This is a genomic window from Nonomuraea sp. NPDC049625, assembly GCF_040675285.1.
GTDB lineage: Bacteria > Actinomycetota > Actinomycetes > Streptosporangiales > Streptosporangiaceae > Nonomuraea > Nonomuraea angiospora_A.
This window is the reverse complement of sequence record NZ_JBFAOQ010000016.1, coordinates 299,796-313,658: the sequence shown is the minus strand read 5'-3', so window position 1 is coordinate 313,658 and position 13,863 is coordinate 299,796. Positions and strand designations below refer to the sequence as shown.

The window sequence follows — 13,863 nt, the reverse complement described above, 5'->3', positions numbered from 1 at the left end:
CCATCGACTCCGGGAGGAACCATGAGAACTATCTTCGGCGTACCCCACCGCAGCAAGGTCTTGCGGCGAGCGGCGGTCACGGTGCTGGCGGCCGCGCTGGTGGCCGGGGCGGCCGCCCCCGCCGCGGCTACCGCACAGGACCGTCCGGAGCTGCATAAAGCCATCCAGGAGTGGATCGACGACGGTTTCGCCGGGATGCAGATGCGCGTCCACGACGAGCGGGGCGACTGGGTGGGCAGCGCCGGGGTGCGCAAGCTGGGCGAGAGCGCCAAGCCGCCGACGAACGGGCGCTACTGGATCGGCAGCACCACCAAGACCTTCATGGCGACCTTGGTGCTGCAGTTGGTGGCCGAGGGCAGGGTCGGGCTGGACGCTTCGGTGGCCGGCTACCTGCCCGACCTGGGCCTGGACCCGCGGATCACCGTGCGGATGATGTTGCAGCACACCAGCGGGTTGTTCAACTACACCGGCGATGCCTACGACGACGGCGTATGGGTGCCGGGCCTGCCCTCCGTGGGCAAGGAGTGGGTGGACAACCGGTTCAAGTCCTACCAGCCGGAAGAACTGGTACGGTTCGCGCTGTCCAAGCCTGCCAAGTTCGCGCCGGGGACGAGCTGGGGCTACGCCAACACCAACTACACCCTCGCCCTGCTGCTGATCGAGAAGGTCACCGGCCGCCCGTACGCCGAGGAGATGCAGCGCCGGATCCTGGGGCCGCTACGGCTGACGGGCACCTCGGTGCCGGGCAACCGGCCGGACCTCCCCGGACCGCACGCGCACGGCTACTACCGGTACGAGGACGCCGGTCAGTGGAAGGTGGTCGACGTCACCCGCCAGAATCTCTCCCTGTTGGCCGGCGCCGGCAACATGATCTCGACGACCAAGGACGTGCAGACGTTCATGTCCGCGCTGGTGAGCGGCAGGCTCCTGCCAGCCGCGCTGATGACCGAGATGAGCACGCCGGACCCGAGGAGCGCCGGCCTCTTCGGCAGCTACGGCCTGGGACTGTACGTGCTGGACACCGGCCCGGACTGCGCCGGCATCGTCCTCAACCACGACGGCAGCCCTCCCGGGGGCTACGGATCGCTGATGTACAGCACGCCCGACGGCAGCAAGGTCCTGACCGCCTCGCTGACCTCCGGAGACGCCGCGGTCGACACGGCGACGGTGTTCCCCAAGGCGTTGAACAGGCTCATCAACGAGGTGTTCTGCGACGGCCGTCAGGCACAGTAGGCGAACCCGGGCCACGCCGCGCTCACCGGGCTCGGCGTGGCCCGCCTGCATGGCCGCCCGGAACGTGGTCATCCGATGCCTGGCCGACCACCGGTGCCGCAGCACGCGGACCCGCCCCCGTCAACCGCTGCCCCAGCGCCGCACGCCGGCCTCATCCGTCCAGGGCTGCGGCAGATTTCATGCCCGCGCCGCACGCCGGCTTCGTCCGTCCAGGGCCGCGGCGGATTTCACGCCTTATGACGCGGTACCTGCAGTCGCATGATCTGGCCAGCCGTCGGTGTGGCGCAGGTCTGGTGGTCCGGGCGGCGTTGGAGGTGGGGGTAGGTGTCCTCGCCGACCTCGCCAGCGGCGTACATGCGGCCGAGTTCGACGCTCTGTACGACGAGCACCTCCCGGCCGAGTTCGACGCTCTGTACGACGAGCACCTCCCGGCCGAGTTCGACGCTCTGTACGACGAGCACTTCCCGGCCGAGTTTGGCGCTCTGTACGACGAGCGCCTCCCGGCGGAGTTGCGCGTAGTCGCCGGGAGCCAGCTCGGATTTGGCCCGCCGAGTGATTCCGAACGAGATCTGGCGGTAAGAGCTTCCCTGCCAGGTCACGATGGGTGAAGTGCTTGCCGCCGCCGGGGGCCGGGTTTCGGTCGGGATGGCAGGGGATGAGTCCGGCACGGCCCGACTCGATAACCAGCCACGACGCGTTTCCTCAGGTCGGGTTGCTCGCTAATTGGTTTATGTCAGGCTGCCGAATGCCCTTGGTAGCTCACCGTCACAGCCGCTGGAGTCCGTTCGGAATCACTCTGCGGGCCCGGTCCCCCGAGGCCTCGCCCACACCCTCAGGATCAGCCGCTCTACCGCTGGAGCGCCTGGCCGGAGGAGAAAGCCGCGGGGCCCCTCCCGCACGGAACCGTTCACCAAGGGGAGCTCGCGATGTCAGTGCCACGCCCTCCTGCGAGGGCTCGGGCCAGACCTCGTCGTGGGGGGGTGGCGTTCGTGACTCCTGGCGCGTGTGGCCGCGACAACCCCTACTGACGTGTCGCGTGTTGCAGGCCACTGACGTTCTCAGGTCGACTGGCGACCGCGGAACGGGTTCACCTCCGTCGTTTCTGCTGGTCAGGCAAATGATGTTCGGCGGATACGACGGCAGCCCCACCTCGGTCCCTCGCCTCAGCCGATTCCATCTCTTCACCTCATCCGCTTCCGTCGTTTAGACCTCAACAGCCGCAGGCCTTTCGCCTCCGCCCCTTGCACCTCAGGCTGCTGTCACTGGGGTGAAGTGCTGCCGGAGAAGCTGCTGGTGCCATCCGCGGAGTAAGGGAGCGTCGTTCAGTGGGGTGCTAGCGGTACTTGTTGAGGGCTGTGGCGACGAGCTTGGCGGCGCGGTCGGCGGTGCCGAATCCGGAGCGTCGGGCTCTGACGGTGATGGTCACCTCGACGTTCGACAGTCGGAAGGAGATCTTGGTCTCGTAGACTCGCCACGGCCAGTTGGGCACCTGCCGGGTGTAGCTGAACGCCTCGTCGCCGACCTTCGGCCCCGTGCGGATCTTGGTCTTTTCGTTGCGCTTCGGCTCGTCCTCCATGTACTTGACCATCTGATCATGGGTCAAGTTGGCCGCGGAGGCGCTCGGCAAGCGGAACGCCATGATGTTCAGGCTGGAAGCGTCCGTATTGGACCAGGAGCAGGTGGTGTCGGTCAGGAACTGGCGCTTCATCGGACCGCCGAACAGCGAGCGCGTCTGGGCGCTGGTCAGCAGATCGCATGCCTCGAAGTCGCGGGAGATGACCGGGGTGGCCTCCGGCGACGAGCCGAACGTCGGCCGCGGGGAATAGGTATAGGTGACGGGGGGCGCGAGCATGGCGCCGAGTAGGCGGATGACGTTCGGGAACAGGTACGGCACGACCACCACCCCTGCCGCCACGACCAGCACCACCGCGAGCAGGGCGCCCACGACGACCTGGACGCGGCGACGCCGGCGTGGGCGGCTGCCCGGGACGGTCCGCGTCCGTGGCGAAGTCGGGACGTCTGTCGTCTCGCCCCGCGAGAGGGCCCTCAACCAGCCGGCCACCTCGTCCGGGGAGCAGCGGCGTACCGGGTCCTTCTCCAGGATCGCGGCCAGCACAGGTGCCAGCGGGCCGGCCAGCCGGAAAGGGGCGGGCTCCTGCATCAGTACGGCGGCCAGGACCGCGGCCTCGTTCGGGCGGGGGAACGGCGGGCCGCCCTCCACCGCCGTGAAGAGCGTGGCGCCGAGCGACCACAGGTCGGCGAGCGGGCCGTCGGCCTCGCCGCGCAGGCGCTCCGGGGCGATGTAGCCGGGCGAGCCGGTCAGCATCCCCGTCTGCGTGAGCCCGGTGTCCCCGGCGATCGTCGCGATGCCGAAGTCGGTGAGCAGCACCCGCCCGTCGTCGGGGAGCAGGACGTTGGCGGGTTTGACGTCCCGGTGCAGGATGCCGGACGCGTGCGCGGCACCGAGGGCGTCGAGCATCTGCATGCCGATCTCGGCTACGCGGTGCGGCGGCAGCGGGCCGTCATCGCGTACGACCCGGTCGAGGGAGCGGCCGCGTACCAGCTCCATGATGATCCACGGCCGGCCGTCGTCCAGGACCACGTCGTGCACGGTGACGATGGACGGGTGGGAGCGCAGCGTCGCCGCGGCGCGCGCTTCCCGGAGCGTGCGTTCGGCCAGTTCGGCCCGCGACGCCTCGTCGAGATCCGACGGGAGCCGGACCTCCTTGATGGCCACTTCCTGTCGGAGGAGCTCGTCCATCGCCCGCCAGACGGTGCCCATGCCGCCCTGGCCGAGCTGCGAAAGCAGCCGATAACGGCCCGCGAGCAACGTCACCGTGCCATTACCGACGTCTCGGACTCCGCGACCATTCGTCGCCTCCTGTCGATATCCGGCTCAGCACGGGCACATCAGATAGTAAGCGAACGGATCGCGAGCGTCAGGGAATGTCGATCAAAGGTCACCCGACACCTTTGGACATTTAGCTCAGGCCGATCTCAGTCTTCCTGGGGTACCTGGCTCCAGACGGTCGCCGCGGACGCCAACATCGCGGGTGCTCGCGATGCAGGCGGCGTTCGCGGCGTTTGCGGCGTTCGGTGCTCTCGATGCTCGTTCGGTGCGCGCGGTGCTCCCTACTTTCACGGCGGTCGGTGCTCGCGGTGCTCACGGCGATCGGTGCTCACGGTGCTGGCAGGGTTCGCGGTGCCCGCGGGGTTGCGGGCTGCTGGGCTATGGGGTTGCGGGGTTCACGGTGCTCGCGTTCGAGGATCTCGGCGCCGTCCTCACCCCCTTGAGCTGGCCGATGTCCGAGGTCTTCTCCGATGTGCTGGGCCGTTCGTTTGCTAGGTCTGGGCGTCCGATGATGACGTTCGCCGGTTCTGACCTCGGCTGCCTGGCGGCCCTTCGGTGTCTGGCTCGATGGGCAAGGGGGCCGCGCCGACGTGCCCGCGCTGCGGCTCGGCCCTGGTCTGCGCACCTTTCAGGATGTTTACCAGTGGTGGGCGCCGTGGAGCTGGCCGCGGACCGCGCCGTCGGGGAACTCGGAGGTGTGCAGGTTGGCGTACCAGTTCTTCGGGTTCTTCTTGATTCCGTTGAGGACGCTGGTGTCCTTGACGCGGACGGAGCCGGAGCTCGTGTTGCCGCGGGTGGTGCCGTTGGACAGCAGGTCGATGACGACGGGGCCGTTCGTGCCGGCCTTGCCCCGGTGAATGTGGAAGGCGGTGGGCTTGGCGACCTTCTTCCACTGGACGAAGTAGTAGAGGCGGTTGCCCTTGATGCGGAACTTGGCGGCTGCCAGGCCGTTCCGGTCGTTGACCTTCTTGCCGGCCTCCGGCACCTCGTTCTTGCCGAGAAGAACTGCGGTGAAGTAGTACGTCTTGGCCGCGCTGGCCACCTTTGCGTTGGCCACCTTGGCGCTGGTGAACGTGGCGGGGGCGGCGTTGGCCGATGCCGAGGTGACGGCCAGGGCCGCGGTCGAGGCCAGCGCCGCGATGGCCGCGCCGGCCACTGCACGCCGCCACTGGATACGCCCGTTGCTGATCTGCTCGAAAGTGTTCATGGGTACCTGCCTCCGGTTGGTCTTACGGATCTCTTCGGACAAGGCAGGACGTTAGTGAGGTGGTCTCCGACGTTCTGTGGACAAATCCGCATAAGGCGTTGGGGTGATCAGTGTCACAAAGCCTGAGGCGGACAGACCGAAACCCGGTGCCGACTTCGTGCAGGGCTCAGGCGAGCGAAGGGCAGTGAGCGGCGAGCGGAAGCTGGCGACGGGCAGGTGAAGACCCGCGACGGGCGTGCCAAGGCCGGTAGACGGCGGGTAAAGCCTGGCGACGGGCGGGTGACGGCCGGGGGCGAGCGGACGAAGGCTGGGGGCGAGCGGGTGACGGCTGGGGGCGGGCAGACGAAGGCTGGGGCGAGCGGGTGAAGGCTGGGGTGGGTGTGAAGGGGTGACGGTATTTGGCTTGGCGTGGGTGGGGTGCTGAGTGGTGTGGTTTTGGGGTGGAGATGGCTGCTGGTTGCTGGTTGGTATGTGGGTTACTGGGTGACGTCGAGTTCTGCGCGCATGCCCATGGCGTAGTGCCCCGAGAAGTTGCAGATCAGCTCGTACCGTCCAGGCTGCAGGGTCAGCGTCGCCCAGCCTGCGGACCCGGGGGCGATGCCTCCGCCCTCGCCTGCGGCGCAGTTGTGGGACGCCTCGCCGATAGAGCCCGTCTCGCTTACGCGGTTGTCGGCTCCGATCGGCTGCTTCCCGATGGGCTTACCCGCCGCGAGCGGCAGTACGACCACCTCGTGGGCCAGGGTGCCGGTGTTGGAGGCACGGAGGGACACGGTGCCTGCTGTGACCTTGGCCGGCTTCACGGTCAGGCGCATGGGCGCTGCGCCGGTCGTGTCGGTCAGGTCGACGTCCACCACCTTGCCCGGCAGCGGTGGAGGGGTGCATTCTTGGGCGAGCCGCGACCCGGCCGCCTGCCCCGTGGCCGTCGATGTGCCGGTGGGCATGTGCCCTGTGGCTGTTGGTGTGCCGGTGAACAGTGCGGCTGTTATTGCGACTGCTGCGGTGCCTGCGGACCAGGCGTCGTGAGGCCTCATCGGGCTCACCCCCCGAGTGCGCGTGTGCTCACCCGTCTCCCGCGTCATGGTCGAGCTCGACCGGCGAGCGTCCCTCTTCCAGACTACGCGTGGCACACCCACCCGGACTCGCGCGAGCCCATCAAGCGCCGTATGGCCTCACGTGAGCGGCGCGTCCTCGTACCCAGGCGGGTCTGACTGCGTTCGTGGCGTCGTGCGGCAGGGTGAGGAGCAGGGTGGAGGTGATCATCGTGGGAGCCACCGGCGGCATTGCCGACCCTCGTCGATGCTCCTCTTCCGGGTTAGTGCCGGGCCGGCCGGAGCCGGCTGCCTGATGAGACAGGGTTGAATACGTAAGCGCCGGATGTTGAAAGTTTCAGTCACCACGTGGCCGTCGTCGCAGATGGGCGGGACGCGCGGGTCGCGGCGATTGAGGTCCCGCGGTTGCGATGCCTACGGTGCTGAAGTCCGCACACGTGATCCCGTCAAGGAGTCCGTCATGCGCGCCCGTGTCGTACCTGCCCTGATTCTGGCCCTGATCGCCCTCATCGTCAGCGCTCCCGAGGCACGCGCTCAGGTGCTCGGGGGTTTCGACTTCGCCAGGGCGGAGGTGTCCGTCACGGGGTTGCAGGTGCCGTGGGGGCTGGCGTTCCTGCCGGACGGCAGCGCGCTGGTCTCCGAGCGGAACACCGGGCGGATCCTCCAGGTACGGCCCGGCCAGACCCCCACCCAGGTCGCCACCGTGAACGGGGTGAGCGCTTCCGGTGAGAGCGGCCTGCTCGGCATCGCGGCCAGGGACGGCTGGGTGTATGCGTACTTCACCAGCACCGCCGGGGACAACCGCCTGGTCAGGTTCCAGTTGAGCGCCCCTCAGACACAGACGGTGATCTTCTCCGGCGTCCCGAGCGCCACCATCCACGACGGCGGCCGCCTGGCGTTCGGCCCGGACGGCATGCTCTACCTGAGCACCGGCGACGCCAGCAACACCAGCAACGCCCAGAACCTCAACAGCCCCGCCGGCAAGATCCTGCGCATGACGCCCACCGGTGGGGTGCCTTCGGACAATCCGTTCGCGGGATCCCGCGTCTGGAGCTACGGCCACCGCAACGTGCAGGGCCTGGCCTGGGACTCCCAAGGCAGGATGTACGCCAGCGAATTCGGCCAGAACACCTGGGACGAGATCAACCAGATCGTCGCGGGCGGCAACTACGGCTGGCCCACCTGCGAAGGCAACTGCGGCAACTCCTCCTTCCGCAACCCCATCGTCACCTGGACGACCGCCGAGGCGTCGCCGAGCGGGCTCGCGTACGCCAACAACACGCTCTTCGCCGCGGCGCTGGGCGGCCGGCGCCTCTGGACGGTGCCGCTGACCGGCAGCGGCACTCCCGGCACGCCGGTGGCCGAGTTCCAGTCCGTGTACGGACGCCTCCGCGCGGTCGCGCTCGGACCCGACGGCTGGCTCTGGGTGACGACCAGCAACCGGGACGGCCGCGGCACACCGGTTGCCCAGGACGACCGCATCATCCGCATCCCGCCCGCCACGAGCGGAACCGACACCACCCCGCCGACCGCCCCCGGCAACCTGGCCGCCTCCGCCACCACCTCCACCGGCACCACGCTGACGTGGACCGCCTCGACCGACAACGTCGGCGTGACCGGCTACGACGTCCTGCGCGCGCCGGGCTCGTCCGGCGGCACCTTCACGCAGGTGGGCACCGCGGCGACCGCCTCGTTCACCGACACCGGGCTGACCGCCGCCACCACCTACCGCTACCAGGTACGCGCCCGCGACGCGGCGAGCAATTTGTCGCCGGTGTCCAACACGGTCACGGTCACCACCGGTCCGGGCGGCACCACCGGCGGATGCACGGCCACGCCGACCACCCAGACCCAGTGGAGCACCGGCTACGTGATCCAGCCGGTCACGGTCGCCAACACCGGGACCGCCACGACCACGGGCTGGACGGTGACGTTCACGCTGCCCAGCGGGCACGCCGTCACCGGCTCATGGAACGCCACGCTGACCGTCAGCGGCCAGACCGTCACGGTCAGGAACGCCGGTCACAACGGCACGCTCGCGCCTGGCCAGAGCACGACGTTCGGCTTCCAGGCCAGCCGTCCCAACGGCGACACCCAGACTCCTTCCACCTATCGGTGCACGAGCCCCTGACCTGGCCGCCCGTTTCGCCGGGGAGACTGAACGACGTCGCGGGGCCGCGTCATCGGCGGTTGCTGCTGATGGTGGCTTCGGGGAGTGACCAAAGATGTAAAGCCGTACATCGATCGATGTACGGCTCATTTCGCCCGCCGGGACGACAGGGAGCAGCCACCGCGCCACCAGGCTTGAGGGTGTGACCAGACGTATCGACGCGCTTGACGTGTTGCGCGGCGTGGCCATCATGGGCACGCTCGGCACGAACATCTGGATCTTCACCGCGCCAGGCGGGTCCGCCGAGTTCCTTCAGTTCGGGGGCGGGGCCGGTGTGGTGGAGACGTTCCTGCGATTCCTGTCCAACGGCAAGTTCCTCGGGCTGTTGACCCTGCTCTTCGGCGTCGGCCTGGAGCTGCAGTACCGCAGCGCGGTCCGGCGCGGGCTGACGTGGCCGGGCAGGTATCTCTGGCGCGCGACGCTGCTGTTCGTCGAGGGGGCGCTGCACTACGTGCTGGTCTTCGAGTTCGACGTGCTGATGGGGTACGCGATCACCTCGATGATCGTGGCGTACCTGGTGGGCAGGAGCCGGCGCGCGGTCACCGCCTGGATGGTCGCCGCGGGGGCGGTGCACGTCGCCATGGTGACTCTGATCACGGCAGCCCTGATGGCGGGGCCGGCGGGTGGCGGCACCCCGATCTACCCCCAGGACGGCTGGCTCGACCAGGTCGTCTTCCGTCTGCGGCATGTCGCCGTCTTCCGTGCGGAGCTGGTGTTCATCATCCCCATGGGCATCGTGCTGTTCCTGCTCGGCGCCCGCCTGTTGCGCGCCGGCGTCTTCGAGGAGGACGGCGCGGGCCTGCGGAGGAAGCTGATCGTCATCGGCCTCGGCGTCGGTGTGCCGCTGAACCTGGCCACCTCCTTCGCGGGGCCGGCCTGGTTCGCCGTCGACCGCTATCTCGTGGCGCCGCTGGTCGCCCTGGGTCTGCTGGGGCTGATCACCTCGATCGTGCTCGGCATGCGTGGTGCGCCGGGCGTGCTCAGGAGGGGGATCACGAACGTGGGGCGTACGGCGCTGTCCTGCTACGTCTTCCAGAATCTGGCGGCCAGTGTCCTGTGTTACGGCTGGGGTCTGGGGCTGGCGGATCGGTTCGACGGGCTGCGGCCGTGGTGGGTGCCGGTGGCGTGGGCCGGGATCTGCGTGCTGTTCATGGTGCTGTCGTCGTTGTGGCTGCGCCGGTTCAGTCGCGGGCCGCTGGAGCTGGCCTGGCAATGGGCCTACCAGGCACCGGCCCTGGCGCGCCGTCCCTGACAACCGGCGGCCATGCGCGGGTGACCGGGCCGAAGCGGCCGGCGACATGAGGGCGGCCGACGGTCGAGGAACGGCTGGGGGTCGGGGGTGGCCGATGGTCTGAGGCGGCTGGTGGTCGGGGGCGGCCGGCGGCAGGAGGGGGCGGCAGGGGGCAGGGGGGCAGCGGGCGGGGCGACTGGAGGGGGTGGGGAGACCGTACGCTGGGTCGCGAGTCCGGGACAGGGAGGCGAGCGGAGGATGCGCTACCGGCGAGCGGTGGAGAGGCTGCGGCAGCTCGCCCAGGCCTGCGAGCAGACCCGCCGCGTGCCGGCGGACGAACCCTTCCTACGCGCCGCGTACGTCTTCGGCGACCTGCTCGCGGGCGCCGACCCCGTCGATCACCTCGAGATCGTCCTGGTGCTGAACCTCCCGCCGGAGGAGGTGACCTGGGGCTCCCAGCCGCCCGGCACCGCGTGGCTGGTCGATTTCCTCCGGCTGGACCAGGGCGGGGTCGCGTACTGGTGGCGCTCCCACCTGGATCCGGTGGAGAACCATCGCATCCACGACCCGGTGCGGTTCTGGTCGCTGGACGGGCCCGAGCAGGACGTGCTCGACGCGCTGGCCGAGCGGCGCTTCGACCGGGTGCGTGAGGTGACGTCCCGGCCTCAGGAGGAGCCCGCCCAGGTCGCCGGGGAGTTGCGGGCGGCGCTGGACCATCTGCGGGCCGTACGCGACTCGTACTGGGACCGGCAGTGGCGCCGGCGGCACCGCAGCCTGGGGCGATACCCCGAGCACCACCTGTGGGAGGCCGTTCAGGGCTACCTGGACCTCCTCGAGGCACACGGAGACGGGCACGAGCACGAGGAAATTCGATTGCCGCCGGAATCCGCGGAGGGCTAGGGTCGCGATCACCATCTCGTGACGGAGGAGTTGCTTTTATGCGTGTCGATGAGCTGACCGTTCCGGTACATCAGCCATCACATGTAAGGACTCACGATCTTGGATCTGTCACGTAGCTTCACCATCCGGGAGAGCAGCCACCGGATCATCGACCCGTTCACCCCTGAGAAGCTGGCCACGCTCGGCGCGGCGATCGGGCTGCGGCCCGGAGCCACCGTGCTCGATCTGTGCTGCGGCAAGGGTGAGATGTTGTGCACCTGGTCCCGTGATCATGGGATCACCGGCGCCGGGGTCGACATCAGCACCGTCTTCCTCGCCGCCGCCCGCGAGCGAGCCGCCGAGCTCGGCGTCGGCGAGCGGGTGACGTTCACGCACGGGGACGCCTCCACGTACGTGACCGGGGAGCTGGTCGACGTCGCGGCGTGCGTCGGCGCGACGTGGATCGGCGGCGGGACCGCCGGCACGGTCGCGCTGCTGGAGCGCAGCCTGCGCCCGGGCGGCACGATGCTGATCGGCGAGGTGTTCTGGCGGGCCGAACCGCCCAGCCAGGAGGCCGTCGAGGCGTGCCACGCGACCTCGCGCGACGACTTCGGGACGCTGCCCGACCTCTTCGAGCTGTTCGACGGGCTCGGGTACGACGTCGTCGAGATGGTGCTCGCCGACGAGGACAGCTGGGACCGGTACGTCGCCGCCCAGTGGCGCAACCTGCGTACCTGGCTGGACGCCAACCCCGACGACGAGCTCGCGCCCGAACTGCGCGCCGAGCTGTCGCGCGAGCCGATGCGTTACGTCCGCTTCCAGCGGCACCTGCTCGGCTGGGGCGTGTTCGCCCTCATGAAGCGCTGAGCTCCGCGGTGGTCAGGCCCGGTCCACTCAAGCCGGGCCTGACCACCGCCAGAGCAGAAAGCCGGAGCAGAAAGCCGGAGCAGATAGCCGGGCTGGAGCCCCTTCAACGCGGCGGTCAGGTTTGAAAGAGGACGCGCGGAGAAACTTGATGGTGGGATCACTTCGCAAGCTATTGTTGTTTATATGAATAGCTCTTCAAGCGAGCGAGTCGTCTTGTCGCCGGACGACTGCGCGGTCCGGGTCGTCGACCCCGACCGGGTCGCCGCCGTGTGCGAGCGGATGCCGGCGGCCGACGATCTGGCCGACACCGCCGACGTCTTCGGCCTGCTGTCCGATCCGAACCGGCTGCGGCTGCTCGTGGCGCTGCTGGACGGAGAGCTGTGCGTGTGCGACCTCGCGGCCGTGACCGGCCAGAGCGAGTCCGCGGTCTCCCACGCCCTGCGGTTGCTGCGCGCCCACCGCATCGTCGTCGCCCGGCGCGCCGGGCGGATGGCGTACTACCGGCTGGACGACCCCCACGTACGCATGCTGCTCGACCTGGCGCTCGCCCACACCGAGCACACCGAGGCCATCCACCCCGAACGGGACGGGGCCGACTGATGGGCGCCGGGCACGGACACGGGCACGCCGGCGCCCAGCACCGGTGGCGGCTGGCGGTCTCCTTCGTCCTGATCGGCGCGTTCTTCGTGGTCGAGCTGGTCTACGGCCTGATCTCCGGCTCGCTGGCGCTGATGTCGGACGCCGGGCACATGGCCGCCGACGTCGTCACCCTGGGCGCCGCCCTGGTGGCCACCCGCATCGCCACCCGGCCGGACGCCACGGGAAGGCGCAGCTACGGCTCCTACCGGGCCGAGGTGTTCGCGTCCCTGCTGGCCGTGGTCATGATGCTCGGCGTCGCGCTGTACGTGGTCTTGGAGGCCATCGGGCGGATCGGCGGACCCGCGGAGGTCTCCTCCGGCCCGATGCTCGTCGTCGGCGGCATCGGCCTGGTCGTCAACCTCATCGCCCTGTTGCTGCTGCGTGCCGGGGCCGCCGAGAGCCTCAACGTCAAGGGCGCCTACCTGGAGGTCGTGGCCGACACGGCCGGGTCCGTCGGCGTCATCGTGGCGGGCTGGCTGATCACGGCCACCGGTCAGACGTTCTGGGACACCGTCGTCGCCCTCGCCATCGGCGTCTTCGTCGCCCTGCGCGCGATCTCCCTCGGCCGTCAGGTCTTCGCGGTGCTGGGGCAGCACGTGCCCGAGGGCATGGACGCGGCCGCGGTGGCGGCCGACCTGGCGGCGCTCGAAGGCGTACGCGACGTGCACGACCTGCACCTGTGGACCCTCACCTCCGGCATGAACGTCGCCACCGCCCACCTGGTCACCGTCGACCCGAAGGACCACCACGCCATCCTGGACAAGGCCCGCGACCTGCTGCTCCGCCGCCACGGCGTGGCGCACGCGACCCTTCAGGTGGAGCCCGCCGACCACACCGGCTGCGACGAGCTCGGCTGGTGACCGCCCCCGCCCCTGAGGGACTCTTCAGGGACGTCTCAGGGAACTCCCCGACGCCCGGGCGGGGCCTGGTGAACCACACTTGGGCGTCATGGGCATGAAGAGAGCGGGCGTGATCGCAGGGCTGCTGGGGGTTGCGGCGGTGTTGACCGGGTGCGGCCTCGCCGGCCCCCTCGATGAGGACACCAAGTCCTACGACGTCACCGACAAGGTGGCCGGCATCAGGATCGGGTCCGACTCCGGCACCGTCGAGGTGGTGGAGTCGGACCGCCAGGGCATCCACGTGACCGAGCATCTCGTCTGGCGCAAGAACAAGCCGGAGGCCACCCACGGCGTGGAGGGCGACACGCTCGCCCTGACGTACAAGTGCCCCCGCAGCTGGGGGCTGGGGAGCGGGGCCGCGGCCTGCGACGTGAACTACAAGGTGGAGATCCCCAAGGGGCTCCGCGTCAAGATCGACTCCGACTCCGGGGACCTGACGCTGAAGGGCCTGTCCGGCGAGGTGGACGTCCGCAGCGACTCCGGGGTGATCGAGGCCGGCGGGCTGTCGGGCAAGCGGGTCGTCACGGAGACCGACTCGGGGGACGTCGAGCTGGTCTTCACCGCGCAGCCGGACAAGGTCGTGAGCTCCTCGGACTCGGGCTCGATCACGGTTCGCGTGCCGCAGGGGCCGTACAACGTGATCGCCAAGACCGACTCCGGCAGCAAGGACGTCACGGCGGCCACCGACGCCTCGGCGCCGCGTACGATCGAGCTTTCCAGCGACTCCGGCAACCTGGAGGTCGCCACCCCCTGAACCCCCCTGAGGGCACAGGTCCGGCCGAAAGTACTGTCGCGAACCCTGCTTCCGGCCGAAGCCGCCACCGGCATGAGGCCCGCA

At 69.5% G+C, this 13,863-nt stretch carries 12 protein-coding genes; 8 read left to right on the top strand and 4 right to left on the bottom strand.

Features of this window, described 5'->3' with window-relative positions:
• The first annotated feature begins 21 nt into the window (after nt 1-21).
• Nucleotides 22-1,233: a serine hydrolase domain-containing protein gene (locus AB0J87_RS49350; RefSeq protein WP_363979145.1), complete on the top strand. Its 1,212-nt coding sequence runs from the start codon at nt 22-24 to the stop codon at nt 1,231-1,233.
• 227 nt (nt 1,234-1,460) lie between these two features.
• Here the strand turns inward: AB0J87_RS49350 and AB0J87_RS49345 are convergent, their stop codons facing one another.
• From AB0J87_RS49345 to AB0J87_RS49330, 4 genes are all read right to left on the bottom strand, one after another.
• Nucleotides 1,461-1,832 carry a hypothetical protein gene (locus tag AB0J87_RS49345; RefSeq protein ID WP_363979142.1) on the bottom strand — a complete coding sequence of 124 codons (372 nt, stop codon included), beginning with the start codon at nt 1,830-1,832 and terminating at the stop codon, nt 1,461-1,463.
• 734 nt (nt 1,833-2,566) lie between these two features.
• Complete coding sequence (locus AB0J87_RS49340) at nt 2,567-4,069, bottom strand: serine/threonine-protein kinase (RefSeq protein WP_363979139.1); 1,503 nt, start codon at nt 4,067-4,069, stop codon at nt 2,567-2,569.
• Between the two features lie 652 nt (nt 4,070-4,721).
• The gene (locus AB0J87_RS49335; protein WP_363979136.1) at nt 4,722-5,291 is read right to left on the bottom strand and encodes a CHRD domain-containing protein; all 570 of its coding nucleotides are present in this window, start codon (nt 5,289-5,291) and stop codon (nt 4,722-4,724) included.
• A 476-nt stretch (nt 5,292-5,767) separates the two neighbouring features.
• Nucleotides 5,768-6,232 carry a hypothetical protein gene (locus AB0J87_RS49330; protein WP_363979133.1) on the bottom strand — a complete coding sequence of 155 codons (465 nt, stop codon included), beginning with the start codon at nt 6,230-6,232 and terminating at the stop codon, nt 5,768-5,770.
• 568 nt (nt 6,233-6,800) lie between these two features.
• Between AB0J87_RS49330 and AB0J87_RS49325 the strand changes: the two genes are divergently transcribed.
• From AB0J87_RS49325 to AB0J87_RS49295, 7 genes are all read left to right on the top strand, one after another.
• Nucleotides 6,801-8,471 carry a PQQ-dependent sugar dehydrogenase gene (locus AB0J87_RS49325; RefSeq protein ID WP_363979130.1) on the top strand — a complete coding sequence of 557 codons (1,671 nt, stop codon included), beginning with the start codon at nt 6,801-6,803 and terminating at the stop codon, nt 8,469-8,471.
• A 181-nt stretch (nt 8,472-8,652) separates the two neighbouring features.
• Entirely contained in the window at nt 8,653-9,762 is a 1,110-nt protein-coding gene (locus AB0J87_RS49320; RefSeq protein ID WP_363979127.1) for a DUF418 domain-containing protein, read from the top strand.
• 237 nt (nt 9,763-9,999) lie between these two features.
• Complete coding sequence (locus AB0J87_RS49315; protein WP_363979124.1) at nt 10,000-10,641, top strand: hypothetical protein; 642 nt, start codon at nt 10,000-10,002, stop codon at nt 10,639-10,641.
• A gap of 99 nt (nt 10,642-10,740) precedes the next feature.
• Complete coding sequence (locus AB0J87_RS49310; RefSeq protein WP_363979121.1) at nt 10,741-11,487, top strand: methyltransferase domain-containing protein; 747 nt, start codon at nt 10,741-10,743, stop codon at nt 11,485-11,487.
• A gap of 183 nt (nt 11,488-11,670) precedes the next feature.
• Nucleotides 11,671-12,087: a metalloregulator ArsR/SmtB family transcription factor gene (locus tag AB0J87_RS49305; RefSeq protein ID WP_363979118.1), complete on the top strand. Its 417-nt coding sequence runs from the start codon at nt 11,671-11,673 to the stop codon at nt 12,085-12,087.
• Nucleotides 12,087-12,986 (top strand): cation diffusion facilitator family transporter, encoded by a 900-nt coding sequence (locus tag AB0J87_RS49300; RefSeq protein WP_350723954.1) that lies wholly within the window; start codon nt 12,087-12,089, stop codon nt 12,984-12,986. The genes AB0J87_RS49305 and AB0J87_RS49300 overlap by 1 nt, the downstream gene beginning before the upstream one ends.
• Nucleotides 12,987-13,074: 88 nt before the next feature.
• Nucleotides 13,075-13,779, top strand: a complete 705-nt coding sequence (locus tag AB0J87_RS49295) for a DUF4097 family beta strand repeat-containing protein (RefSeq protein WP_363979115.1) — start codon at nt 13,075-13,077, stop codon at nt 13,777-13,779.
• The last annotated feature ends 84 nt before the right edge of the window (nt 13,780-13,863 follow it).